The organism is Sphingomonas sp. UBA978, from assembly GCF_002292295.1.
GTDB lineage: Bacteria > Pseudomonadota > Alphaproteobacteria > Sphingomonadales > Sphingomonadaceae > Sphingomonas.
The window spans coordinates 22,142-45,042 of the sequence record NZ_DBBS01000010.1; the positions used below are offsets into that span (position 1 = coordinate 22,142).

25 protein-coding genes and 1 tRNA gene are annotated in these 22,901 nt (G+C 69.3%); 14 read left to right on the forward strand and 12 right to left on the reverse strand.

The window, feature by feature from the left end; genetic code table 11:
* Positions 1 to 66: 66 nt before the first annotated feature.
* Together B2515_RS04150 and B2515_RS04155 are read right to left on the reverse strand one after the other, a co-directional pair.
* A complete protein-coding gene (locus tag B2515_RS04150) occupies positions 67 to 816 on the reverse strand; it encodes an outer membrane beta-barrel protein (protein ID WP_293874030.1) in 750 nt (249 codons plus the stop codon).
* Positions 817 to 916: 100 nt separating this feature from the next.
* Positions 917 to 1,093 (reverse strand): hypothetical protein, encoded by a 177-nt coding sequence (locus tag B2515_RS04155; protein ID WP_293874032.1) that lies wholly within the window; start codon positions 1,091 to 1,093, stop codon positions 917 to 919.
* A 91-nt stretch (positions 1,094 to 1,184) separates the two neighbouring features.
* On the opposite strand from B2515_RS04155, the gene B2515_RS04160 reads away from it, so the two are divergent.
* Entirely contained in the window at positions 1,185 to 1,562 is a 378-nt protein-coding gene (locus B2515_RS04160) for a hypothetical protein (protein ID WP_293874034.1), read from the forward strand.
* Between the two features lie 51 nt (positions 1,563 to 1,613).
* Here the strand turns inward: B2515_RS04160 and B2515_RS04165 are convergent, their stop codons facing one another.
* Positions 1,614 to 1,889: a hypothetical protein gene (locus B2515_RS04165; RefSeq protein WP_293874036.1), complete on the reverse strand. Its 276-nt coding sequence runs from the start codon at positions 1,887 to 1,889 to the stop codon at positions 1,614 to 1,616.
* 181 nt (positions 1,890 to 2,070) lie between these two features.
* On the opposite strand from B2515_RS04165, the gene B2515_RS04170 reads away from it, so the two are divergent.
* The gene (locus B2515_RS04170; RefSeq protein WP_293874039.1) at positions 2,071 to 2,793 is read left to right on the forward strand and encodes a Crp/Fnr family transcriptional regulator; all 723 of its coding nucleotides are present in this window, start codon (positions 2,071 to 2,073) and stop codon (positions 2,791 to 2,793) included.
* Between the two features lie 34 nt (positions 2,794 to 2,827).
* Here B2515_RS04170 and B2515_RS04175 read toward each other — a convergent pair whose 3' ends face one another.
* Positions 2,828 to 3,205 (reverse strand): response regulator, encoded by a 378-nt coding sequence (locus B2515_RS04175; RefSeq protein WP_293874041.1) that lies wholly within the window; start codon positions 3,203 to 3,205, stop codon positions 2,828 to 2,830.
* 186 nt (positions 3,206 to 3,391) lie between these two features.
* On the opposite strand from B2515_RS04175, the gene B2515_RS04180 reads away from it, so the two are divergent.
* Both B2515_RS04180 and B2515_RS04185 read left to right on the forward strand, forming a co-directional pair.
* The gene (locus tag B2515_RS04180) at positions 3,392 to 4,975 is read left to right on the forward strand and encodes a Na+/H+ antiporter (RefSeq protein ID WP_293874043.1); all 1,584 of its coding nucleotides are present in this window, start codon (positions 3,392 to 3,394) and stop codon (positions 4,973 to 4,975) included.
* A gap of 53 nt (positions 4,976 to 5,028) precedes the next feature.
* Entirely contained in the window at positions 5,029 to 5,298 is a 270-nt protein-coding gene (locus tag B2515_RS04185) for a hypothetical protein (protein WP_293874045.1), read from the forward strand.
* Positions 5,299 to 5,362: 64 nt separating this feature from the next.
* Here the strand turns inward: B2515_RS04185 and B2515_RS04190 are convergent.
* The 4 genes from B2515_RS04190 to B2515_RS04205 all read right to left on the reverse strand — a co-directional run bounded on the left by B2515_RS04190 (position 5,363) and on the right by B2515_RS04205 (position 8,615).
* Positions 5,363 to 5,437: transfer RNA gene (locus B2515_RS04190), tRNA-Thr, on the reverse strand.
* Between the two features lie 190 nt (positions 5,438 to 5,627).
* Entirely contained in the window at positions 5,628 to 5,768 is a 141-nt protein-coding gene (locus tag B2515_RS04195) for a hypothetical protein (RefSeq protein ID WP_293874047.1), read from the reverse strand.
* Entirely contained in the window at positions 5,735 to 7,537 is a 1,803-nt protein-coding gene (locus tag B2515_RS04200) for an aminopeptidase P family protein (RefSeq protein WP_293874049.1), read from the reverse strand. Before B2515_RS04200 ends, B2515_RS04195 begins: the two co-directional genes overlap by 34 nt.
* A gap of 148 nt (positions 7,538 to 7,685) precedes the next feature.
* Positions 7,686 to 8,615 (reverse strand): DUF808 domain-containing protein, encoded by a 930-nt coding sequence (locus B2515_RS04205; RefSeq protein ID WP_293874051.1) that lies wholly within the window; start codon positions 8,613 to 8,615, stop codon positions 7,686 to 7,688.
* A gap of 138 nt (positions 8,616 to 8,753) precedes the next feature.
* Between B2515_RS04205 and B2515_RS04210 the strand changes: the two genes are divergently transcribed.
* Genes B2515_RS04210 through B2515_RS04220 form a run of 3 tightly spaced genes read left to right on the forward strand, consistent with a single transcriptional unit; the run spans position 8,754 to position 11,792 of the window.
* The gene (locus tag B2515_RS04210; protein WP_293874053.1) at positions 8,754 to 10,829 is read left to right on the forward strand and encodes a S9 family peptidase; all 2,076 of its coding nucleotides are present in this window, start codon (positions 8,754 to 8,756) and stop codon (positions 10,827 to 10,829) included.
* A gap of 4 nt (positions 10,830 to 10,833) precedes the next feature.
* Positions 10,834 to 11,400, forward strand: a complete 567-nt coding sequence (locus B2515_RS04215) for a DedA family protein (protein WP_293874055.1) — start codon at positions 10,834 to 10,836, stop codon at positions 11,398 to 11,400.
* On the forward strand, positions 11,397 to 11,792 hold the full coding sequence (locus B2515_RS04220) for an acyl-CoA thioesterase (protein ID WP_293874057.1): 396 nt from the start codon (positions 11,397 to 11,399) through the stop codon (positions 11,790 to 11,792). The genes B2515_RS04215 and B2515_RS04220 overlap by 4 nt, the downstream gene beginning before the upstream one ends.
* Before the next feature lie 105 nt (positions 11,793 to 11,897).
* On the opposite strand, the gene B2515_RS04225 is transcribed toward B2515_RS04220, so the two are convergent.
* Entirely contained in the window at positions 11,898 to 12,824 is a 927-nt protein-coding gene (locus B2515_RS04225; protein ID WP_293874060.1) for an L-threonylcarbamoyladenylate synthase, read from the reverse strand.
* A gap of 33 nt (positions 12,825 to 12,857) precedes the next feature.
* On the opposite strand from B2515_RS04225, the gene B2515_RS04230 reads away from it, so the two are divergent.
* Positions 12,858 to 14,576 carry an acyl-CoA dehydrogenase gene (locus B2515_RS04230; protein WP_414711358.1) on the forward strand — a complete coding sequence of 573 codons (1,719 nt, stop codon included), beginning with the start codon at positions 12,858 to 12,860 and terminating at the stop codon, positions 14,574 to 14,576.
* Positions 14,577 to 14,656: 80 nt separating this feature from the next.
* Positions 14,657 to 15,475: an arylamine N-acetyltransferase family protein gene (locus tag B2515_RS04235; RefSeq protein WP_293874066.1), complete on the forward strand. Its 819-nt coding sequence runs from the start codon at positions 14,657 to 14,659 to the stop codon at positions 15,473 to 15,475.
* A gap of 41 nt (positions 15,476 to 15,516) precedes the next feature.
* Here B2515_RS04235 and B2515_RS04240 read toward each other — a convergent pair whose 3' ends face one another.
* On the reverse strand, positions 15,517 to 15,873 hold the full coding sequence (locus tag B2515_RS04240; RefSeq protein ID WP_293874069.1) for a GntR family transcriptional regulator: 357 nt from the start codon (positions 15,871 to 15,873) through the stop codon (positions 15,517 to 15,519).
* Positions 15,874 to 15,924: 51 nt separating this feature from the next.
* Positions 15,925 to 16,503, reverse strand: a complete 579-nt coding sequence (locus B2515_RS04245; RefSeq protein ID WP_293874326.1) for a nitroreductase family protein — start codon at positions 16,501 to 16,503, stop codon at positions 15,925 to 15,927.
* 127 nt (positions 16,504 to 16,630) lie between these two features.
* Here B2515_RS04245 and B2515_RS04250 point away from each other — a divergent pair, with 127 nt between their 5' ends.
* On the forward strand, positions 16,631 to 18,232 hold the full coding sequence (locus B2515_RS04250) for a peptide MFS transporter (RefSeq protein ID WP_293874071.1): 1,602 nt from the start codon (positions 16,631 to 16,633) through the stop codon (positions 18,230 to 18,232).
* Between the two features lie 52 nt (positions 18,233 to 18,284).
* On the opposite strand, the gene B2515_RS04255 is transcribed toward B2515_RS04250, so the two are convergent.
* Entirely contained in the window at positions 18,285 to 19,514 is a 1,230-nt protein-coding gene (locus B2515_RS04255; RefSeq protein ID WP_293874074.1) for a dicarboxylate/amino acid:cation symporter, read from the reverse strand.
* Between the two features lie 57 nt (positions 19,515 to 19,571).
* Here B2515_RS04255 and glmM point away from each other — a divergent pair, with 57 nt between their 5' ends.
* The 4 genes from glmM (at position 19,572) to B2515_RS04275 (ending at position 22,872) form a co-directional block, all read left to right on the forward strand.
* Positions 19,572 to 20,912 (forward strand): phosphoglucosamine mutase, encoded by a 1,341-nt coding sequence (glmM, locus tag B2515_RS04260; RefSeq protein ID WP_293874077.1) that lies wholly within the window; start codon positions 19,572 to 19,574, stop codon positions 20,910 to 20,912.
* A complete protein-coding gene (locus B2515_RS04265) occupies positions 20,912 to 21,136 on the forward strand; it encodes a DUF1272 domain-containing protein (protein WP_293874079.1) in 225 nt (74 codons plus the stop codon). Before glmM ends, B2515_RS04265 begins: the two co-directional genes overlap by 1 nt.
* Positions 21,137 to 21,435: 299 nt before the next feature.
* Positions 21,436 to 22,200, forward strand: a complete 765-nt coding sequence (gene thiD, locus B2515_RS04270) for a bifunctional hydroxymethylpyrimidine kinase/phosphomethylpyrimidine kinase (RefSeq protein WP_293874081.1) — start codon at positions 21,436 to 21,438, stop codon at positions 22,198 to 22,200.
* A gap of 3 nt (positions 22,201 to 22,203) precedes the next feature.
* Positions 22,204 to 22,872: a ribonuclease HII gene (locus B2515_RS04275; RefSeq protein WP_293874084.1), complete on the forward strand. Its 669-nt coding sequence runs from the start codon at positions 22,204 to 22,206 to the stop codon at positions 22,870 to 22,872.
* Positions 22,873 to 22,901 lie beyond the last annotated feature (29 nt).

Sequence of the window (22,901 nt, forward strand, 5' to 3'; positions counted from 1 at the left end):
AGGTCGACGCGCGGGTCGGCGTCGTGCCGCCACCGCGACCGGATCGTGCGCCGATCCCGGCGGCGGCTAGAAGCTGAAGCCGATGCCGCCGACGGCGCTATGGTTGCGGACATCGAGGTCGACGCGGATGTCGCCGGTGGAACCGCGGACGCCCATCGCCTCCCCGCCGATCCGCCCGGCGACCGCGTTCGCCGCCACGTTGGTGTAGCGATATTCGCCGAACAGCGAGACGCTGCGCGACACCGGGATGCGCAGCCCGGCACCTGCGCGCAGGCCCCAGTCGCCGCTGATGTCGGTGTCGGTCACGAGATAGACCGGCCCGGCGAAGGCATAGGGCGTCACCCGCGTCCCGGGCCCGGGCGGCAGCCGCAGCATCGCGAGCGCGGCGAAGGTCGCGGTGGTCGGCACGGTGATGCGCGGGATGTCGACCGCCACCGACCGGCCCGGATCGATGACCACGCGCTCGCCGAACACCGCGTCGTCGAACCGCAGGTTGCCGGTGGCGCGGATGGTCTGGCGCCGCACGTCGGGATCGAGCGTCGAGGCATCGACCGCCAGACCGACGGCGCCCGACCAATAGCCGATACGGCCGCCGAAGATCGTCGAATGCGTCGGCCGCAGCGTTTCGATATCGATCCGCAATTGGGCCGGGACGATCATGTCGTTCACCCGCGCCTCGTCGGCGCGCACCGTAGCGGCGGTGGTTTCGGGCATGGACCGACCCGCAAAGACATCGACGAATATCTGTGCCGATGCAGGCGTGGCGACGAGCGCCGCGGTCGCGATGCCCAGCATCGACGGCAGGATACGCACCATGATCTCTCTTTCCCCTGTTGTGACGGGAAAATGAAATGCGCTCCGATCGGTTCCGGCACCGCCCGCCCACAGGCGCGACGGCCCGGCCGCGGGCGTGCGATCACACCTGATCGGGCTGCGGGCGCGCCTGTCTGTCGAGCATGTCCAGCGCGTCGCAGATCAGCGCCGCGACCAGGGCTTCCTCGATCGCATCCGCTTCTGCCAGAGCGTCCTCGAGATGCTCGCGCAGTCGCTGAACGGGGCTGAGATTGCGGAGCGGCATGCGCCAGAACACCATGGCCGGGCCGGTTCTGCAAGCATGCCAAGGCAATCAACCCGCTTGCTTTTTGATCTTCAACAATCTTCATTGACGAAAGTGGAGATGGGCTATGCCGCGCACCTTGATCGCACCCGATGGTCCGGCCCGCGTGGTCGGGACGACGACGACCACGAAGCTCGCGGAACGGATGCTCGCCGCGGCCGGCGTGGTGCATGCGGTGCTGCCCCACGGCTTTGCTGCGACATCGCCGATGACCATTTTGCTCGAAATCTATCTCGCCGAGGAGGCTGGTCGCTATCTCGGCGTCGAGCAGATCGGCTTGACCGGATACGCATCGCTGCCGGTCCGGCAGCGCTGGGTGGCGGCGCTGGAGGGGGCTGACCTGATCGAGCGACAGGGGTGCCTCATCGCCCTCAGCGACCATGGCTATACGACGGTCGTGACCGTGCTGGAAAACGTCTTCGCCGTGCAGCGTCAACTCGACTGACGGCGCGGCGGCGGTTCCGATCCGGCTTCGTCCCGCAATCGTCGTGCGACCTCAGTCGGCGGCCTGCATGCTGAGACTGGCACGGACGGACGACAGGAGCGCCAGCGCCCTGTCCCGGCTGTCGTCGATGGCGCCGGCATCGGCGGCGATCTCGACCTTCGCATCCATGGCGACGGTGACGATCTCGATCGCGTCGCCGGCGGTCAAGACCGAGCGGGTGACGAGGCTGTGGATCAGGCTCTCGACGAGCAGCATCGCCGCCTGGCCATGCGCATCCGGGGCGTCCGGCGTGGCGACCGGGAGGGGCTCTCTGTTGGCGCTGGTCATCGGGTCCATATCCACTGCGATCAGGCGCGAGTTCCCAGTTCCTCGCAGCCGTCGGAGCCCTGAACGATGGCCGACGATGCCCCCGTGTAGCAGCTTCGCCGCCGTGCATCTCCACCCAAATCAATATAGGACTATAACATTCGGCAATATGTCCGGTTGGGGTCCTGTGAGATAATGGATCATGACCAACCGCTTCGTCGAGAAACTCCGCGAATATACGGCGCTTGACGAGGAAGATGTGGCGGGGCTGCTCGCCCTCACCGCGCGCCCGCGCCTCGTAAAGGCGCGGCACGATCTGATCCGCGAGGGCGATCGGCCCGGCCCCGTCTTCGGGATGATCGAGGGGTGGGCATGCCGCTACAAGATCTTGCCGAGCGGCGCGCGACAGGTGCTGGCGTTCCTCATGCCGGGCGACGCCTGTGATCTTCACATCGGGCTGCTGGCCGAGATGGATCACAACATCCAGACGATCACGCCCGCCCGCGTGGCGACGATCGACCGTACCGACATGGACATGCTGATGGCGCGTCGCCCCGCGGTCGCGCGCGCCATGTATATCGCGCAGCTCGTCGACGAGGGTACGATGCGTGCCTGGATCACCAGCATGGGGCGGCGGACCAGCATCGAACGGGTCGCCCACCTGATGTGCGAACTCTATCTGCGGTCGCGCAACTCGATGGCCGGGGAGGCGCCGCTGCCGCTGCCGCTGTCGCAGATCCTGCTGGCGGATTCGCTCGGCATGACCAGCGTGCACATCAACCGCGTGCTGAAGGAGCTGCGCATGGCCGGCGCGATGACGCTGCACCGCGGCAGCCTCGAGGTCAGCGATCCGGCGAAGCTCGTCCGGATCGCCGGGTTCGACGATGGCTATCTGCACCGACGGATGCGCAACGGCGAGGCGTGACGCCGCAATCGTCCGGATGGACGATCAGGGGCGGTCAGGGTCGCCGCCGCGCCAGCTGTTCGCGTACGAGGGTGACGAGGTGGTCGATCGAATAGGGCTTGGCGAGGAACCGGCCGGAATCGGGGACCTCCGCCGCGCCGAGGCGCACCCCGCCCGACGTGACGATGATCTCGATATGCGGCCAGCGCGCGGCCACCTCCGTCGCCAGATCGAGCCCGTCGATGTCGCCCGGCATGTTGATGTCGGTGAAGATCAGCGCGATCTCGGGCGTCCGTTCGAGGATGGCCAGCGCCTCGCGCGCATCGCCGGCCTCGACGATGGCAAATCCCCGGTCCTCCAGCGCATCGACGGCGATCATCCGGATGAACATCTCGTCTTCGACGATCAGGAGCGGCGGGTTGGTGCTGGTCATCAAACGTGAACGCGCCAGCCCGACAACGGCCCGGCGCGCCGCGAAATTTCGTCGTACCATCAGCGGCATAGGGTCTGAGTGCCGGACACGCCCGTGATGCCCGGCGGGCTGGCGGGACGGCGATCGCATTGACGGCATCCGGGGCAGCCTGCACAGCGGGCACCGGCGAGCGGGACAGGAGGCTTCGTGCATCCGGCGGCGAACTTCGAACTGATTATCGGCATGGTCGTGGTGGTGCTCGGCCTCCACTATCTCGCGCGTCGCCTGTCGCTGCCGCCCGCCGCGGCGCTGATCGTCGGCGGCTGTGCGGTCGCCTTCGTCCCGGGCGTGCAGGGGATCGCGATCGATCCCGAACTGGTCCTCGTCCTGTTCCTGCCGCCCCTGCTGATGGATGGCGCGTGGTTCACCGCCATCGCGCCGTTCCGGCGTCATATGGCCGGTATCCTGTCGCTCGCGGTCGGCGCGGTCTTCTTCACCACTGCATGCGTGACGATCGTGACGCGGCTGCTCATCCCCGGACTGCCCTGGGCAGCCTGCGTCGCGCTGGGGGCGATCCTGTCGCCGCCCGATGCGGTCTCGGCCCGCGCCGTGCTGCAACGGGTCCGGCTGCCGCGCCGGCTGACCACGCTGCTAGAGGGCGAGAGCCTGTTGAACGACGCCGCGGGGCTGGTCCTGTTCCGGTTCGCGGTGGCGGCGGTATTGACCGGCAGCTTCAGCCTGAGCGCGGCGACCGGCACCTTCGCCCTGCTGGTCGCCGGCGGCATCGCGGTCGGCGCCGCGATCGGCGGCCTGTGGGTGTTGCTGCTCCGCCGCCTCGGCGACGACACGGTGATGATCGCGGCAACCGTCCTGGTCTGCTGGAGCGCCTATATCGCGGGCGAGCTGCTCCATGTCTCCGGCGTCATCGCCGTGGTCACTGCGGGCTTGACCTGCGGCTGGTATCAGCACGTCGTCTTCAGCGCGAGCGTGCGTATCCGGGCGCTGGCGTTCTGGCAGGTACTCGTCTTCCTGCTCGAAGCCGCCGTCTTCCTGCTCATCGGCCTCTCGCTGCGCAGCCTGCTCGACCGAGTCGGCGGGATCGGCATGGTGGTCGACACGATGGCGCAGCCGGTGCTGCTGATCGTCCTCACGGTCGTCGTCGCGCGGTTCCTGTGGATCTTCGGCGTGGATGCGGGCTTCGCTGTGGTTCGCCGCATCGGCTGGACCCGCCGGCAGCCGCTCGGCGCGCGTGCCGCGCTGGTGATGAGCTGGGCCGGGATGCGGGGTGTGGTGACGCTGGCGGTCGCGCTCTCGCTGCCCGAGACGATGCCGGCGCGCGACCTGATGCTCGTCACCGCCTTCGTCGTGATCCTCGTCACCGTTCTGATGCAGGGAATGTCGCTGGGCTGGGTCATCCGCCGGGTGACGCCGCCTGAGGACGCCGGCACGCGGCCGCCGCTCGACCTGCACGCCGCCGAGACGCTGATGTTCCAGGCGCAGTTGCGCGTCGTGGAGGCGCAGGCGATCGATGCCACGGGCAAGGTCGTCCATCCGCAGCTGCTGCGGCGCTACCGGACGCGCGCGACCGCGGCGGATGCGTTCGACGGCACTGCGGAGGAACGCCATGCGGCGATCGCCAGCCATTTCGACGTGATTATCGCCGCCGTGACGGCGGGTCGCCACGCGCTCGTCCGCCTGCACCGGACCGGCCGCATCGACGACGAGACGCTCCACGATCTCGAGCACGACCTCGATCTCGAGGAGCTCGCCGCGGTGGCGGCAAAGGGCTGAAACGGGTCGCGACGCGGCTGACCGCCGGTGGGAATTCAGGCTAGGGCGGGGCGATGGCCAAGAAAAAGCGTTACCTGACCGCGGTGATGGCCGACGGCTATGTGAAGACGATCGGTCCCACCCATGCCCCGTTCACCCACTTCTGGCGGATCGTCGCGACCCTGCAGAATGGCAAGACGGACGTGTTCTGGGGGCATGCCCCGTCCCGCAAGGACGCGGCCGGCAAGCAGGCCGCGGCTGCCGAGGCGGCGGTGCAACGCGGCTGGCGGAGCTATACGTTAGAGATCGTCGAACTGACCGAATGCGACGACAGGGGAGGGTGAGGCCCCTGCCGGTCGACCGCCCCCAGTCGGGAGCGGCCGTCTGTCGGTCAGGTCATGGAAAAAATGGTGCTGCCGGTGAGGATTGAACTCACGACCTCAGCCTTACCAAGGATGCGCTCTACCACTGAGCTACGGCAGCACTGCCCTTTCGAGCGAAGCGCGCCTAGAGACGACCGCGGGCGCATTGTCAAGCGTTGACGCAGGGGATTAGGCAGAACGGCATGAGTGACAAGGACGAACGCGCCGCCCGGCTGGCCGCGCAGCTGCGGGCCAACCTGCATCGCCGCAAGGCGCAAGCGCGGGCCGGGGCGGCCGTGCCGCGAGGCGAATCAGGGCAGGGCGCCGACCATGACGCCGACCGCGAGGATGCCGCTGGCGGCGGCGTAGGAGACGGCGGAGCCGAGCGAGAATAGCCCGATCACCGCGCCGACCGCGATCACCCCATTGCCGAACATTTTGATTCGAGCCATGCCCTGTCATCCCCTTCGAGCACCGGGCCGATCGTTGCGGCGACCCTGGCGTGATAGGCATTGAGCCACGCCAGCTCGGTGTCCGTCAATAGGGCCGTATCGATCAGATCGCGCTCGATCGGGGCGAGGGTCAGCGTCTCGAAGCCGAGCATGGCGCGATCGGGGTCGCCGCCCGGCACCTCGACCGGCACGGTCAGCAGCAGGTTCTCGATGCGGATGCCATAGTCGCCGGCCTTGTAATACCCAGGCTCGTTGGACAGCATCATGCCGGCGCGCAGCGGCTCCAGCGCCGCGCCGCCGGGGTAATTGGGCGCGGCGATCCGCTGCGGCCCTTCGTGCACCGACAGATAGCTGCCGATGCCGTGGCCGGTGCCATGCGCGAAATCGAGCCCCGCCGCCCACAGCGGCCGGCGGGCGAAGCCGTCGATCTGCGCGCCGCAGGTGCCGTCGGGGAAGATCGCGGTGGCGATGGCGATATGCCCCTGCAGCACGCGGGTGAAGCGGTCGCGCATCTCGTCGCTCGGCGCGCCGATCGGCATGACGCGGGTGACGTCGGTGGTGCCGTCGGCATATTGCCCGCCCGAATCGATCAGGAACAGCTGGCCGGGCAGGATCGGCGCGTTCGATTCCTCGGTGACGTGATAATGCGGGCTGGCGCCATGCGCGCCGGTCGCCGAGATCGTGTCGAACGAGGTGTCGAGCAGGCAGCCGGTGTCCTCGCGGAACGCCAGCAGCCGGGCGGCGGCGGACAGCTCGGTCTCGCCGCCCTTCGGGCCTTGCGTCTCGACCCAGCGCAGGAAGCGGCTCAGCGCGGCGCCGTCGCGGATCGAGGCGGCGCGGTGGCCGTCGACCTCGGCGGGGTTCTTCAGCGCCTTGGCGAGCACGACCGGATCGCGGACGGCGAGCACCCGCGCGCCGCCGGTGGCGAGCGCGTCGAAGATCGCGGCGACGGCGCGTTCCGGGTCGGCGGCGACGCGCTTGCCGGCATAGCCCGCCAGCGCCGCGGCGAAGGCGGCACGGTCGTGCAGGCGGACGGCGTTGCCGAGGTGCTGGCGCACCGCATCGTCGATCTTCTCCGGCGCGACGAACAGGTCGGTGGTGCCGTCGCTGCCGACGATCGCATAGGAAAGCGCGACCGGCGTGTGCGCGACGTCGCCACCGCGCACGTTGAGCGCCCAGGCGATCGAATCGAGCGCGGTGAGGACGACCGCATCGGCCTCCTGCGCCGCCAGCCAGTCGGCGATCTCGGCGCGCTTGGCGGCGGACGACCGGCCGGCATGCGCGTCGTCGTGGACGGTGAGCATGGCGTCCGACGGCGCCGGGCGGTCGGTCCAGATCGCATCGACCGGATTGGCCGCGACCGGGACCAGCGTCGCGCCGCGATCGGCGAGCGCGGCGGCGGTGTCCTTCACCCAGCCGCTGGTGTGCAGCCACGGGTCGTAGCCGATGCGCTGGCCCGCGGCGGCGTGGGCGGCGAGCCAGCCGGTAACGCTCTCCTGCGGCACCGGGACATAGGCCCAGTCGGCTGCGGACACCTGTTCGCGCACCTGCAGCGTGTAGCGGCCGTCGGTGAAGATCGCCGCCTCGGCCCCCAGCACCGCCGCGGTGCCGGCCGAGCCGCCGAAGCCGGTCAGCCAGCCGAGCCGCTGCGCATAGGCGCCGACATATTCGCTCATATGTTCGTCGGTCAGCGGGACGACGAAGCCGTCCAGTTGCATGCGGGCGAGTTCGGCGCGAAGCGCGGCGAGGCGGGCGGAATGGTCGGTCATGAAACGGGTCCGTGTCGGTCGATGGCTGGCGCGACCGTGGCACAGGGGGCCGTGGGAGGACAGGGGGGAGACGGGGAGGGGGCGCCCCGGCACCCTCAGTCACCGTTCGAGCGGCGTCACGTCCCCGTGCCGGAGAGGATATGGGCGATCAGTGCTTCTTCGGCAGCAGGTGGAGCGCGCCGGCGATGACGCTGCCGACGATCAGGCCGACGATGCCCGATCCGATCGCGGTCACGATCCAGTTCATTACGCCGGGCAGCACGCCGATCGCATGCGCCGCGCCTTCGGCGGCACCGTGGATCGCATGCGGGATCGCGCCGAGGCCGAAGCTTTCCATGCCGTGGACGATGATGCCGCCGCCGACCCAGACCATCGCGGCGGTGCCGATCAGCGACAGCGCCTTCAGCACCTTCGGCATCGCGGCGACGAGGCCGCGGCCAAACGCCTGCGATCCGGCACCTGGCTTTTGCGCGAGGTGCAGGCCGATGTCGTCCATCTTCACGATCAGCGCGACGACGCCATAGACGCCCGCGGTGATCGCGAGGCCGACGATGGCGAGCGCGATCGCCTGGTTGACGAGGCTCTGGTCGGCGAGTTCGCCGAGCGCGATCGCCATGATCTCGCCCGACAGGATCAGGTCGGTGCGGATCGCGCCCGACACCTGGCGGTCCTCCAGCTCCTGCGGATCGGTGACCGCGGCGGCTTCCTCGCCATGGCCGTGGCCGGTGATCGCGCCGATGATCTTCTCCGCCGCCTCGAAGCAGAGGAAGGCGCCGCCCAGCATCAGGATCGGCGTGATGAGCCACGGCGCGAAGGCGCTGAGCGCGAGCGCGGCGGGCAGCAGGAACAGCAGCTTGTTGCGCAGCGATCCGCGCGCGATCTTCCAGATGATCGGCAGCTCGCGCGCCGGGCTGAGGCCGACGACATAGGTCGGCGTCACCGCGGTGTCGTCGATGACGACCCCCGCCGCCTTGGCGCCGGCGCGGCCCGCGGCGCCCGCCACGTCGTCCAGGCTGGCGGCGGCGAGCTTTGCCATCGCCGCGATATCGTCGAGCAGTGCGACCAGTCCGCCGGCCATGTCCTCGTGTCTCCCCGTTGTCCCGCCCCAGCCATGGCCGCAGCGTCGCGGCGGTTCAACTGTCCTCGTGTTTCTCGTTGGTTGCGGGAGGCTTGAGAAGGGCATGACGACCGCCATGCGGGCGGCTAAGGCGGGCGGATGACCGATCTCACCCCGCCCGTCGCCGCCACCCGCCCGCACAGCTTCACCCTGCACGGAACGACGATCGAGGATCCCTATGCCTGGCTGAAGGACCCCGATTATCCCGAGGTCGGCGATGCGGACGTACTGGCCTATCTGGAGGCGGAGAACGCCTATTTCGAGCGCGTAATGGCGCCGCACCAGCCGCTGGTCGACCGGCTCTACGAAGAGATGAAGGCGCGGATCAAGGAGGACGAATCCTCCGTGCCGCAGAAGGACGGCGACTGGATCTACTGGACCGCGTTCGAAACCGGCGGGCAATATCGCAAATGGTGGCGCAAGCCCGCCGATAGCAGCGATGGGGCGGGGGGCGACGATCAGTTGCTGCTCGACGAACCGGCGCTGGCGGCTGGCAAGGAATATTTCCGGCTCGGCGCCTTCGCGATCAGCAACAACGCGCGCTACCTCGCCTATGCGATCGACGACAGCGGTGCCGAGCGGTTCGAGGTGCGGGTCAAGGACCTCGACACGGGCGAGCACCTGCCCGAGGTGATCCCGGGCATGCTGTCCGAGATCGTCTGGACCGGCGACGATGCCGGCTTCCTCTACGGCCTCGCCAACGACCAGTGGCGGACCGACAATGCGCGCTTCCACCGGCTCGGCACGCCGGTGAGCGACGACATCGAGCTGTTCCACGAGGAGGACGAGGGCTATCGCGTCGCGGTCGCCGAGACGAGCGACCGGCAGTGGCTGGTGATCGGCACCGGCGACCACGTCACCAGCGAGGTGCGGCTGCTGCCCGCCAACGATCCCTTTGCCGAGCCGATCCTGGTTGCGCCCCGCAAGGAGGGCCGCGAATATGACGTCGACGCGCACGACGGCACCCTGTTCATCCACACCAACGACACCGATCCGATGTGGCGGCTGTGCACCGCGAGCGTCGACGCGCCCGGCGAGTGGCGCGAGCTGATCCCGGCGGACCCGCATTTCTACATGACCGGGGTCGAATGCTATCGCGACTTCTTCGTGGTCGAGGGGCGGCTGGACGGCCTCGATCAGATCGCGATCCACCGTTACGACGCGCCGACGGTGCCGCAGCGCATCACCTTCCCCGAGGCGAGCTACGCCGCGGGGTTGGGCGACAACCCCGAATATGCGGTCGACACGCTGCGCCTCGGCTATGAATCGATGGTGACCCCCGGCACGGTCTACGATTACGACGTCGCCACCGGCGATCTGACCGTGCTGAAGGTGCAGGAGATCCCGGCCGGCTATGACGCCGCCGGCTATGCCACCGAACGGCTCAGGATCACCGCGCGCGACGGCACCGAGGTGCCGGTGTCGATCGTCTATCCGGCGGGGTTCCGGCGCGACGGGTCGCAGCCTGTGTTCCTCTACGCCTATGGCGCCTACGGCTATGCGATCCCGCCGGGCTTTTCGACCGGGCGGCTGTCGCTGCTCGACCGCGGCTTCGCCTATGCCATCGCGCATATCCGCGGCGGCGACGACCTTGGCCAGCAATGGTATCACGACGGCAAGCTCGCCAAGCGCACCAACACGTTCAACGATTTCGTCGACGTCGCGAAGGGGCTGATCGACGGCGGCTGGACCAGCGCCGGGCGGATCGCCACCGCCGGTCGCTCGGCGGGCGGCGAATTGATGGGGGCGATCGTCAATTCCGACCCCGGATTGTGGGGCGCGGTGATCGCCGACGTGCCGTTCGTCGACGTGCTTAACACGATGCTCGACGCCGATCTGCCGCTGACGCCGGGCGAATGGCCCGAATGGGGCAATCCGATCGAGGACAAGGCGGCGTTCGACCTGATCCGCTCGTACAGCCCGTACGACAATGTCGTCGCGCAGGATTATCCGCCGATGTTCATCTCCGGCGGGCTCAACGATCCGCGCGTCACCTATTGGGAGCCGGCGAAATGGGCGGCGAAGCTGCGCCGGATGAAGACCGACGACAACATCCTGCTGCTCAAGACCAACATGGGCGCCGGCCATGGCGGCAAGTCCGGCCGGTTCGAGAGCCTGCGCGAGGCCGCGGAGGAGCATGCCTTCGTGCTGTGGCAGCTGGGGATCGAGTCCTGATCGCGTGACGATCGAGTCGCTCATCGGCGACTATGGCCTTGCCGCGATCTTCCTGGGGGCGGGGATCGAGGGCGAGACGATGGTGCTCGCCGGCGGCCTGTTCGCGCACGAGGGGATGCTGTCGCTGCCCGGTGCGGCGCTGGCAGCGGCGGCGGGGTCGTTCGTCGCCGACCAATGCTTCTTCGCGGCGGGGCGGCGGTTCCGCAACCATCGCTGGGTGCAGCGGGCGCAGGCGAAGCCCGCCTTCGCCAAGGCGCTCGACACGCTGGAACGCCATCCGATCGGCTTCATCTTCGCCTTCCGCTTCCTCTACGGCCTGCGCACGGTCAGCCCGATCGCGATCGGGACCAGCCATGTGCCGACGCGCACCTTCCTGTGGCTCAACGCCGCGGCGGCGGTACTGTGGGCGATCCTGTTCACCGGCCTTGGCTACGTCTTCGGGACCGGCATCGCCGAACTGCTCGGCCGCTATCGCCCGCACGGGCGGCAATGGCTGTGGGTGGCACTGGCGGCGGTGGTGCTGGGTCTGGTATTCGGGGCCTTCCGCTGGTGGCGCAGGAGGAGGGAATGAGCGCGCGCTTCACGCTGACGATCACCGCCGAGCCCGCGGACATCGACGAGCTCGGCCATGTCAACAATGCGGTCTGGGTGCGCTGGATCCAGGACATCGCGGTCGCGCACTGGCAGGCGGTCGCCCCGCCCGAGCATGTCGACGCCTTCGTCTGGGTCGTGACCCGCCACGCGATCGACTATCGCGGCAACGTCGCCGCCGGCGAGACGGTGACCGGCGAGACCTGGGTGCCGGAGCCGCCGAAGGGCGCGCGCTTCGACCGCCACGTCCGCTTCACCGGCGCGGACGGCCGCGTGAAGGTGGAGGCGGTGACCACCTGGGCGCTGCTGGAGCGCGCTACCGGCCGGCTGCTGCGCGTCCGGCCGGAGGTGGCGGCGCCGTTTCTGAACTAAGGGCCGTCCTCACCCGTCCGGCGCTCCGCGCCTTCCTCCCTCTCCCATCGGGAGAGGGAAAGACGCCGACGACGGCGAAGGGTGAGGGCAGCCGCGATACCTCCCTCAGCGATGCGCGGCGCGCGCCAGCCGGTCGTTGATCGCCTCGCCCAGCCCGTCCTGAGGGACGGGCGCCACCGCGATGCCGTGGCGCTCGCTCGCATCCGCGCGGTGCAGCGCATCGAACAATCGTGCCGCCGCCTCGCGCAGATCGCCGCCGGCCGACAGCGTGTCGTCGCCGGCGACCGCGCCGAAGCCGATCAGCCATTCGTCCGGTGCCGCCGCCGTTGCATCGAGCCGCAACGGCTTGCGCGGCGCATAATGCGTCGCGAGCTGCCCCGGCGCGGTGATCGCCGCATCGGCCTGTCGCGGCACGACCGGGAAGGGCAGGTCCGCCGCCACGATCGGCCCCGGCCGCAGGATCGTGCGGCCGGCAATGATCGTCGATTCCAGCCCCGCCTCGGTCGCGCCGTCGTCGAGGATCAGCGGCACGCGGTTGCCCAGGCTCAGCGCGACATGCGCGGCGCGGGTCGGGCTGATGCCGTTGCTCGCATTCGCCGACGGCGCCGCCAGCGGCCGCCCGCAGGCCGCCAGCAGCGCCTGCATCGCGCGATGCCGCGGCACCCGGATCGCGATCGTCGCCAGCCCCGCCGTCACCAGCGACGCGATCGGCGCCTCCGGCCGCAGCGGCACAACCAACGTCAATGGTCCCGGCCAGAACCCCCCCGCCAGCCCCCGCGCATCGTCGTCGAACACCGCCAGCGCCTCTGCCGCCGCCAGATCGGGCACGTGCACAATAAGCGGGTTGAAGCTCGGCCTGCCCTTGGCGGCATAGATGCCCGCGACCGCCGCCGCATTGCCGGCATCGGCGGCGAGGCCATAGACCGTCTCGGTCGGCACCGCGACGCATTCGCCGCGGGTGATTCGCGCCGCCGCTTCGGTGATTGCGGCCATGCCGTAACGTAAGATGCGCAGGTTTGGATCGGCCATCATCAGGGGCTATATCGCGGGCAACAGCAGGAGAGAATGATGCCCTTCACCGCCGCCGTGGCCGACCAGCGTTTCGTGCTCGATCACATCGTCCGGATCGACGAACTCGCCGCGACGGATCGATTCGCCGCGGCCAGTCCCGACGTGGTCGATGCGGTGCTGGAGGGGGTCGGCCAGTTCGCCGGCGGCGAATGGGCGCCGCTCAACCGCGAGGGCGACACGGTCGGCGCGAAATGGTCGCCCGACGGCGTCCATATGCCGGCGAGCTTCATCAAGGCGTACAAGGATTACGTCGAGGGCGGCTGGGGAACGATCGGCGTACCGGAGGATTTCGGCGGGCAGGGGCTGCCGTTCGCGATCCAGACCGCGGTGCTCGATACGCTGGGCAGCGCCAACATGGGCTTCGCGCTGTGCCCGACGCTCACCGTCGGCGCCATCGAGGCGCTGATCCACCACGGCAGCGCCGAACAGCAGGCGCTCTACCTGCCGCATCTCGCGACCGGCGCCTGGACCGGGACGATGAACCTCACCGAACCGCAGGCGGGCAGCGACGTCGGCGCGCTGCGTGCCACCGCAAAGCCGCTGGGCGACGGCAGATGGTCGATCAAGGGGACGAAGATCTACATCTCGTTCGGCGACCACGACATGGCGGACAATATCGTTCACCTCGTCCTCGCGCGCACCCCCGACGCGCCCGCTGGTACGCGCGGGATCAGCCTGTTCCTCGTGCCCAAGTTCCGACTCAACGACGACGGGACGCCGGGCGATTTCAACGACGTCCGCGTCGTGTCGATCGAGCACAAGATGGGCCTCCACGCCTCGCCGACCTGCGTGCTGAGCTTCGGCGATCACGACGATTGCGTCGGCGAGCTGATCGGCGCGGAGCATGGCGGCATGCGCGCGATGTTCACGATGATGAACAACGCCCGGCTCAACGTCGGCCTGCAGGGCGTGCAGATCGCCGAGGGCGCGACGCAGAAGGCGGTCGGCTATGCTCTGGAACGCGTCCAGTCGGCGCGCGCCGGTTCGCCGGACAAGGCGCCGGTGCGTATCGTCGACCATCCCGACGTTCGTCGTATGCTGTTGCGGATGAAGGCGCAGACGCAGGCGGCACGCGCCCTGGTCTATTATGCCGCGGGGCAGGTCGATCGCGCCGGCCTCGGCGACGACGCCGCCAGGAACCGGCTGGAGGTGGTGACGCCGCTCGCCAAGGCGCATGGCACCGACATCGGCAACGAGGTCGCTAGCCTCGGCGTGCAGGTGCATGGCGGGATGGGCTACGTCGAGGAAACGGGCGCGGCGCAATATTTCCGCGATGCGCGGATCACCCCGATCTACGAGGGCACCAACGGCATCCAGGCCGCCGACCTCGTCGGGCGCAAGCTCGGCCTCGACAACGGTGGCGCCTTTGTTGCGCTGGTCGCGGACATGCGCGCCGAGGCGGAGCATCCCGAGCTCGTCGCGCTGATCGACGCCGTCGACGCCATCGCCCACCGCCTCGCCACCGCGGATGCCGACGACCGGCTCGCCGCCAGCTATCCGTTCCTGACGATGACAGCGGTCGCGGTGTGCGGCTGGCTGATGGAGCGCGAGGGGCGGCACGCGCAGGGCGACGAGGAATTCGCGGTGGTCAAGCGGTCCGCGGTCCGCTTCTACCTCGATCAGATCGTGCCGGAAGCGCTCGGCCTGAAGGCGGCGGCGACCGCCAGCGCCGAGGTGCTCTACGCGATCCCTGCGGAAGCCTTCGCCGCCTGACCTGCCGAAAGCCCCTTCCCTGAAAGGAGGGGGCTTTTAGGCGCTTGCATTCCGCGTCCCGTCGCGGGCAACACCGCGCGATGTTCGATCTCGACGCCTATCTCGCCCGCATCAACCTGCCCGCCCGCGTCACCCCCGATGCGGAGGGGCTCGGCCGGCTGCAGCGCGAACATCGCCTGGCGATCCCGTTCGAGAATCTCGACGTGCGGCTCGGCCGCGGCATCGCGATCGATTCGGCCAGCGTCTTCGCCAAGCTCGTCACCGCCAAGCGCGGCGGCTATTGTTTCGAACACAACCGCTTGTTCATGGACGCGCTGGCTGCGCTCGGCTTTCGGGTCCGCCCCCTGCTGGCCCGCGTCTGGCTGGGCGTGGCGGACACGCCGCCGCTGACCCACACGCTCAGCCTGGTGACGATCGGGGATCGCGACTGGATCGCCGACGCCGGCTTCGGCGGCAGCTATGCCCCGGTGATGGCGCTCGCCGACGGCTGGGAAGCCGAGGCGCCGGACGGCGCGTGGTTCCGCCTCGATCGCGATCCGCGGCACGGCTGGATGCTCCACCGCAAGGGCGACGCCGGCTCCACCGACGGGCGCGGCACCGGGCCGGGCTGGCAGCCGCAATACAGCTTTCACGAGACCGAGGTGTTCGATGGCGACCTCGCGCTGTCCAATCATTGGACGTCGACCGCGCCCGCCAGCCGCTTCACGCAGGTGACGATCGCCAGCATCGTCCTGCCGCACGGCCTCGCCGGCCTTACCGATCGCCGCTATCACCGCCGCGCCGGCGACAACCGGTCCGAAGCGGAGATCACCGATCCGCGCGTCTATCGCATGCGCATGTCGCTGATGTTCGGCATCGACCTGACCCCCGAGGAGGTCGTGCAACTCGGGCTGTTCTGACGGGGCGTGCGCGCGAGCATCAGTCGCTCGCGCCGCCGCGATCAGGCCCGCTCGCGCTCCAGCAGGTCGGCAGCGTTCAGGCCGAGCAGGTCGATGTAGCCGAGAATGCGCGGCCATTGGTTGTCGACGAAGTTCGCCCGCTCCGCCGCGCGCAGCTTGTCCGACGCGCCGGGCAGCACGAACATGCCGACGCCGCGCCGCACCTCGACGTAGCCGTCATCCTGAAAGCTCTGATAGGCTTTTGCCACGGTCAGCGGGTTGGCGCCATGTTCGGCGGCGAAGGCGCGCACCGAGGGCAATTGGTCGCCCGCCCGGTAATCGCCGCGCAGGATGCCCGCCGCGATGGTCCCCCGCAGCCGGATATAGACCGGGCTATCCTCGTTGCTGAGCGCTGTCATGCTGGTTTAATACAGCAATGGACGAAAAGGTCCACTCCCAACCGGCCGGCACTATCCCGCTTTAGGCCAGTGCGAGACGATCCGTGCCATGTCCGGGCGGGGCCGTTCGTCCAGCGGTCGGCCCGGCGTGCCGATAAAGACGAAACCCGCAATCGTTTCATGCGCATCGCCCAGTGCATCACGCACCGCGGGCGACACGCTCGGCCAGCCGGTCAGCCAGCCGCCGGCGAACCCCATCGCATGGGCGGCATGCAGCAGGTTCATGGTCGCTGCGCCCGCCGACAGTTCCTGCTCCCACAAAGGGATATGGCTCGTCCGGCTCGGCGACGACAGCACGACGACCAGCGCCGGCGCCTGGCGTGCGAACTGGTCGAGCGAGTCGAGCTCCGCCCGCGCCGCCTGCGGCCGTTCGGCGCGATAGGCCTGGACGATCAGCTGCGACAGCGCGTCGCGATCGTCGATCACGACGAAGCGCCATGGCGCCAGCTTGCCGTGATCGGGGGTGCGCGCAGCGATGCCAATCATCTGGTCGAGCTGCGCCGCATCCGGCCCCGGCCCGACCAGATCGCGCGGCTTGCCCGAGCGGCGGGTGGCGAGCAGCGTCAGCGGCGTGGCGGTGTCGTTGAAGATCGTTTCGGTCATCCGCGACACATAGGCACCGCCCGCGATGTTTACAGCAGGTGTCCAGCCGTTACGTTGCCCGCCATTCGCCGGTCCGCCCGGACGGCGCCGGATATCGTTGGAGTCACAAGAGCCTATGGCAATCGCATCGGCGAGCGGGGGCGGCGTACCTGCCCATGCCCGCACCTTTCTCGGACACCCGCTCGGGCTGTTCACCTTGTTCTTCGCGGAGATGTGGGAACGGTTTTCCTATTACGGGATGCGCGCCATCCTGGTCTTCTACCTGACCAAGCATTTCCTGTTCGGCGAACAACCCGCCTACGCCATCTACGGTGCCTATACCGCGCTCATCTACGTCACGCCGATCATCGGCGGCTATATCGCCGACCGCTATCTCGGGCCACGCAAGGCGGTGCTCGCCGGCGGCGTGTTCATCACCGTCGGCCATCTGCTGATCGCCGCGGTCGAGGCGCCGGCCGGCGTGCAGGGCAGCGCGCTCAACGGCTTCTACCTCGCGCTCGCCTTCATCATCGTCGGCACCGGCTTCCTGAAGGCCAATATCTCGGTGCTGGTCGGCAAGCTCTATCCGCGCGACGACACCCGGCGCGACGGCGCCTTCTCGATCTTCTACATGGGGATCAACACCGGCGCCTTCATCGGCCCGCTGCTGATCGGCTATCTCGGCGAGCGGATGGGCTGGTCCTACGGCTTCGGCGCGGCGGGGGTCGGCATGGCGCTGGGGCTGGTCGTGTTCGTTCTGTTCCGGCGCGAGCTGTACGACGTCGGCGAACCGCCGGTCGCTGGCGCGCTGCAGAGGCGCACGCCGATCGGCCTGTCGATCGAATGGGCGATCTATGCCGGCGCGCTCGTCGCGGTCGGCGTGGCATGGTGGCTGGTACGCAACCAGGGTGCGGTCGGGATCGTCCTGATCGCCGGATCGCTGCTTACCGTCGGCTATATCCTGCTCACCTCGTTCCGGGTGCTGCCGCGGGTCGAGCGCCACCGCATCTTCGCCGCGCTGTTCCTCGTCGCCCTGTCGCCGCTGTTCTGGGCGCTGTTCGAACAGGCCGGGTCGTCGCTCAACACCTACACCGACCAGTCGGTCAATCGCACGGTACTGGGCTGGGAGATGCCGGCCTCCTGGTTCCAGTCGGTCAACGCCTTCTTCATCATCACGCTCGCGCCGCTGTTCGGGCTGCTCTGGACCGCGATGGGCAAGCGCGGCATCGAACCCTCGGCGCCGTTCAAGTTCGGCATCGGCCTGGTGCTGGTCGGCGCGGGCTTCTTCGCGGTGATCCTCGGCGCGCCCGCCGAAGGGCTGACGCCGGCGATCTTCGTCATCCTGCTGTACATGCTGCATTCGATGGGCGAGCTCTGCTTCTCGCCGATCGGCCTGTCGTCGATGACGCGGCTGTCGGTGGCGAGCATGACCGGGCTGATGATGGGCACCTGGTTCCTCGCCACCGCAGCGGGCAACTTCCTCGCCGGCCTGATCGCGCAGGCGACCGGCGGCGAGGGCGCCGGCCCGGCGCAGGTTCTCGCCGTCTATGGCCGCATCGGTTGGTTCTCGATGGGCATCGGCATCGTCGTGCTGGTGCTCGCGCCGTTCGTGACCCGGCTGATGCACCTCGACACGATCGGCGACGCGCCCGACCATGCGCTGGCGGGCGAGGCGGCGATCGGCGAACCCGCGGCGGCGGGCGTCGATACGCGGGGCGAACAGCGCCCGCGGCCTTGACGGCATGGCCCTCACCCTGCCGGCGCCGGCAGGGTGAGGGGGAGCGCAAGGATTACGAGGCGTCCGTCCGCCGCCCCACCACGCTGGTCACCGCAACGTCCATCGTGACGTTGCCGACGGTGCGGAACAGGTCCGGCACCGTTTCCACCGCGACCAGCAGGCCCAGCGCCTCGATCGGCACACCCATCGCAAAGGCGACCGGCGCGACGCTGGCGAAGAAGCTGATCGTGCCGGGCAGCGAGACCGACCCCATGGTGGTGATCGCCGCGGTCGCGACGCCGGCGGCGAGCTGCCCCGGTCCGATCGGCACCCCCAGCCAGTGTGCGACGTACAGCGCCACCGCCAGGTTCATCGCCGGGCTGGTCGCGCGAAAGATGGCCACCGCCACCGGCAGCACGATCCCCGCGGTCGCCGGCGCGACGCCGATCTCCGCCGATCCCTTGAGCATCGCCGGCAGGGAGGCGAGCGAGCTTTGCGTGCTGATCGCCACCGCCTGCGCCGGCGCCACCGCTCTGGCGAAGGCGCGGAACGGCACGCCGCCGCCGAACCGTGCCACCGGATAGCCCGCCAGCAGCACGACGAAGCCGATCGCCGACACCAGCACGATGTAATGGACCAGCGCGCCGAACGCCGCCGCCCCGGTCCGCGCGCCGACGCCATAGGCCAGGGCGAAGATGCCGATCGGCGCCAGCTTCAGCACCCAGCCGATGATGACCAGCATCGCATCGGTGATGCTGCGGAACAGGTCGGTCAGCCGCCGTCGCGATTCGTCCTCCAGCCGGGTGATCGCGAAGGCGAAGGCGAGCGTGAACACCGTCAGCGGCAGGAACGCGTCGCCCGCCGCCGCGCCGACGACGTTGGTCGGCACGATCGTGTTGAAGAAATCCGCGAGCGTCGGCACCTTGCCGAGCGGCGCCGCGCCGGTCAGCGCGGCCCGCAGCGCCGCCGACCACGCCTCGGGCAGCGGCCACAGATCGAGCAGCAGCGGCATCACCGCCGCCGACATCAGCGTCGTGCACCACAGCACCACGACGAACAGCGCCACCGCGCGCCCCGCGATCCGTCCCGCTTTCGCCGCCTCCGCGGTCGCGGCGATGCCGGTCACCAGCAGGCCGACGATCAGCGGCACGATCACCATCTGCAAGCCGTGCAGCCACGCCTCGCCGATCGGCTGGGTGACGCTGGTCGCGCGCAGCGCCCAGTCCCTGTCGAGCGCCACCGCGGCGATGCCGAGCGCGATGCCGACGACCAGCGCCAGAAGGATACGGGTGGCTTGCGACATCGGTTTCCTTGGCGCAACGGAGGGATACGGACGGCATAGCGGAACGGATCGCACGCGATGGCAAGGAAATATTTCGGTACGGACGGCATCAGGGGCGCGACCAACGCCGGCGCGATGACCGCCGGCATGGCGATGAAGGTCGGCATGGCGGCGGGCGCCTATTTCCAGCGCGGCGACCACAAGCATCGCGTGCTGATCGGCAAGGACACGCGCCTGTCGGGCTATATGCTTGAATCGGCGCTGGTCGCGGGCTTTACCAGCGTCGGCATGGACGTCATCATGGTCGGGCCGCTCCCCACCCCGGCGGTGGCGATGCTGACCCAGTCGATGCGCGCCGACATCGGCGTGATGATCTCCGCCAGCCACAATCCCTTCGCGGATAATGGCATCAAGCTTTTCGGGCCCGACGGCTACAAGCTCTCCGACGAGGCGGAGCTGACGATCGAGCAGTTGATCGACAGCGACGTGCCGCTCGCCCCCTCGGCGGAAATCGGCCGCGCTCGCCGGATCGAGGATGCGCAGGGGCGCTACATCCACTTCGCCAAGGCGACCTTCCCCGAAAACCTGCGGCTCGACGGGCTGCGCGTGGTGATCGATTGCGCCAACGGCGCCGCCTACAAGGTCGCGCCGATGGCGCTGTGGGAACTGGGCGCCGACGTGGTCGCGATCGGCGTCACCCCCAACGGCACCAACATCAACCGCGACGTCGGTTCGACCGCGCCGCAGACCCTGTCCGAAACCGTCGTCGCCGCGGGCGCGGATATCGGCATCGCGCTGGACGGCGATGCCGACCGGCTCATCATCGTCGACGAACAGGGCCGGATCGTCGACGGCGACCAGCTGATGGCGACGATCGCCGCCAGCTGGGCGCGCGCCGGCCGGCTGGCGGGCGGCGGGCTGGTCGCGACGGTGATGTCGAACCTCGGCCTCGAACGGCATCTGTCGGCGCAGGGGCTGGGCCTCGTCCGCACCGCGGTGGGCGACCGCTACGTGCTCGAGAAGATGCGCACCTCCGGCTATAACGTCGGCGGCGAACAGTCCGGCCACATCATCCTGACCGATTACGGCACCACCGGCGACGGGCTGGTCGCGGCGTTGCAGGTGCTTGCCGAACTCAAGCGGTCGGGCGCGCCGGCGAGCGAGGTGCTCCACCGGTTCGAACCACTGCCGCAATTGCTCAAGAACGTCCGCTTCGCCGGCGGCAAGCCGCTCGAACATGACTCTGTCAAATCGGTGATCGCCGCGGCGGAGGCGGAACTGGCCGGCACCGGCCGCCTCGTCATCCGCCCGTCCGGCACCGAACCGGTGATCCGCGTGATGGCGGAGGGCGACGACGCCCGCCAGGTCGAAACCCTCGTCGATCGCATCTGCGACGCCGTCCGTCAGGCCGCCGCCTGATGCTGGCGATGCGCCCCGATTGCGAACGCTGCGGTGCCGACCTGCCGGCCGATGCGCCCGGCGCGTTCATCTGCTCGTTCGAGTGCACCTTCTGCGCCGAATGCGCCGAGGCGCTCGACGAACATTGCCCCAATTGCGCGGGCGAACTGATGGATCGCCCGACCCGGGTCGGCAAGGCGCTGCAGGGCAACCCCGCATCGACCGAGCGCCGGTTCCAGAGCTGACGGTTCACGCGGAGGCGCGAAGGGGAAGGCGCCCGACCCTCAACCGTCATCCCGTGAACGCCGGGACCCATGGTTTCGGTGTCGGCGGCTGGCGCGCACAGTCCGATGTCGCGGGTCCGTGGGTCCCGGCGTGCGCCGGAGTGATGATTGTGAGAGCGACGCTCTCCCCTTCATACCTTCTTCTCCGCGTCTCCGCGTGAACAAACCTTCTGTCCCGCCTGCCCGCGAGATGCCATGACCGAACCCATGCAGCGCCCAACCCCAAGCGCCCGATCCGCGCCGCTGTCGCGACCCGCGTCATGATCCCCCGCATCCTCATCATTGCCGGGTCCGATTCGGGCGGCGGCGCGGGTATCCAGGCGGACATCCGGACCGTCACGATGCTCGGCGGCCATGCCATGACTGCGATCACCGCGATCACCGCGCAGAACACGCTCGGCGTGCAGGCGGTCCACCCGATACCCACGGATATCGTCGTCGCGCAGATGCGCTCGGTGATCGACGATCTCGGCGTCGATGCGGTGAAGATCGGTATGATCGGATCGGCCGCCACCGCACGCGCCGTGGCGGATGTGCTCGACACGCTCGCGGTGCCGGTCGTGTTCGATCCGGTGATGATCGCGACCAGCGGATCGGTGCTCGCCGATGCCGACACGATCGCGGCGTTCGCGCGGTTTATGCGGCAGGCCGCGGTCGTCACCCCCAACCTGCCCGAACTCGCCGCGCTCGGCGGCGAGGATGCGGTGCGCGCCGGCGGCGCGGCGCTGCTGGTCAAGGGTGGGCACGGCGAAGGCGACATCGTCGAGGACCGACTGGTCGCCGCCGACGGCGTCAAAACGGTCTGGACGCATCCGCGCATCCACACCCGCCACAGCCACGGCACCGGCTGCACGCTGGCGAGCGGCATCGCCACGGGACTCGCCGCCGGCCTGCCGCTCGCCGACGCGGTGGGGCGGGCCATCGCCTATGTGCAGGCGGCGCTTGCGGCGGCACCGGGCCTCGGGGCAGGGCATGGGCCGATGGGGCACGCGCTCGGCCGCGTGCCGTTCGACGATCGGACCTGACGCATGCCCGGACTGAACCACGAAAAATCCTGCCTGCCGCCCGTTGCCGGGGTGGACGAGGCGGGGCGCGGTCCGCTCGCCGGGCCGGTGGTCGCAGCCGCCGTCGTGCTGCCCGCCAAAGGCGTGCCGCGCGGTATCGACGATTCCAAGAAGCTCTCCGCCGCCGAGCGCGCGCGCCTGTGCGGGCTGATCCAGGCGCGCGGCGTCTATGGCGTCGGCATCGTCGAGCCGGCGGAGATCGACACGCTCAACATCTATTGGGCGACGATGAAGGCGATGACGTTGGCCGTCGATGCGCTGGTGGCGCGGCTCGGCTGCGATCCGGGGCATGTGCTGGTCGACGGCAACCGCCTGCCGCGCTGGTCCTATGCCGCCACCGCGATCGTGTCCGGCGACGCGCACAGCCTGTCGATCGCCGCGGCCTCGATCGTCGCCAAGCATCTGCGCGACGGCATCATGCTCGACCATGCCGCCGCACATCCGCAATATCACTGGCATTCGAACAAGGGCTATGGCTGCAGGCACCATCTCGCCGCGCTGCGCGACCATGGGCCGACGCCGATTCACCGCCGCAGTTTTGCACCCGTCGCCGCTGCCTACGCCCGAATCACGGCGGATACCGCGCCTGCGGCGCCGCAACTGCCGCTGGACGCCAAGCATTTTGCCGCCTGAGTCTTTTGAGTCACACCCCCAGTGCTGGG

Bases quoted from the DNA above. Each gene is read 5' to 3' on its own strand.
- B2515_RS04255 (WP_293874074.1), bottom strand. From the start codon at position 19,514: ATGTCGCAAGCCACCCGTATCCTTCTGGCGCTGGTCGTCGGCATCGCG.
- B2515_RS04175 (WP_293874041.1), bottom strand. From the start codon at position 3,205: ATGACCAGCACCAACCCGCCGCTCCTGATCGTCGAAGACGAGATGTTC.
- B2515_RS04195 (WP_293874047.1), bottom strand. From the start codon at position 5,768: ATGGCTCGAATCAAAATGTTCGGCAATGGGGTGATCGCGGTCGGCGCG.
- B2515_RS04250 (WP_293874071.1), top strand. From the start codon at position 16,631: ATGGCAATCGCATCGGCGAGCGGGGGCGGCGTACCTGCCCATGCCCGC.
- B2515_RS04235 (WP_293874066.1), top strand. From the start codon at position 14,657: ATGTTCGATCTCGACGCCTATCTCGCCCGCATCAACCTGCCCGCCCGC.
- glmM (WP_293874077.1), top strand. From the start codon at position 19,572: ATGGCAAGGAAATATTTCGGTACGGACGGCATCAGGGGCGCGACCAAC.
- B2515_RS04230 (WP_414711358.1), top strand. From the start codon at position 12,858: ATGATGCCCTTCACCGCCGCCGTGGCCGACCAGCGTTTCGTGCTCGAT.
- B2515_RS04165 (WP_293874036.1), bottom strand. From the start codon at position 1,889: ATGACCAGCGCCAACAGAGAGCCCCTCCCGGTCGCCACGCCGGACGCC.
- B2515_RS04150 (WP_293874030.1), bottom strand. From the start codon at position 816: ATGGTGCGTATCCTGCCGTCGATGCTGGGCATCGCGACCGCGGCGCTC.
- thiD (WP_293874081.1), top strand. From the start codon at position 21,436: ATGATCCCCCGCATCCTCATCATTGCCGGGTCCGATTCGGGCGGCGGC.
- B2515_RS04170 (WP_293874039.1), top strand. From the start codon at position 2,071: ATGACCAACCGCTTCGTCGAGAAACTCCGCGAATATACGGCGCTTGAC.
- B2515_RS04240 (WP_293874069.1), bottom strand. From the start codon at position 15,873: ATGACAGCGCTCAGCAACGAGGATAGCCCGGTCTATATCCGGCTGCGG.
- B2515_RS04210 (WP_293874053.1), top strand. From the start codon at position 8,754: ATGACCGATCTCACCCCGCCCGTCGCCGCCACCCGCCCGCACAGCTTC.
- B2515_RS04275 (WP_293874084.1), top strand. From the start codon at position 22,204: ATGCCCGGACTGAACCACGAAAAATCCTGCCTGCCGCCCGTTGCCGGG.
- B2515_RS04265 (WP_293874079.1), top strand. From the start codon at position 20,912: ATGCTGGCGATGCGCCCCGATTGCGAACGCTGCGGTGCCGACCTGCCG.
- B2515_RS04155 (WP_293874032.1), bottom strand. From the start codon at position 1,093: ATGGTGTTCTGGCGCATGCCGCTCCGCAATCTCAGCCCCGTTCAGCGA.
- B2515_RS04185 (WP_293874045.1), top strand. From the start codon at position 5,029: ATGGCCAAGAAAAAGCGTTACCTGACCGCGGTGATGGCCGACGGCTAT.
- B2515_RS04220 (WP_293874057.1), top strand. From the start codon at position 11,397: ATGAGCGCGCGCTTCACGCTGACGATCACCGCCGAGCCCGCGGACATC.
- B2515_RS04205 (WP_293874051.1), bottom strand. From the start codon at position 8,615: ATGGCCGGCGGACTGGTCGCACTGCTCGACGATATCGCGGCGATGGCA.
- B2515_RS04200 (WP_293874049.1), bottom strand. From the start codon at position 7,537: ATGACCGACCATTCCGCCCGCCTCGCCGCGCTTCGCGCCGAACTCGCC.
- B2515_RS04160 (WP_293874034.1), top strand. From the start codon at position 1,185: ATGCCGCGCACCTTGATCGCACCCGATGGTCCGGCCCGCGTGGTCGGG.
- B2515_RS04225 (WP_293874060.1), bottom strand. From the start codon at position 12,824: ATGATGGCCGATCCAAACCTGCGCATCTTACGTTACGGCATGGCCGCA.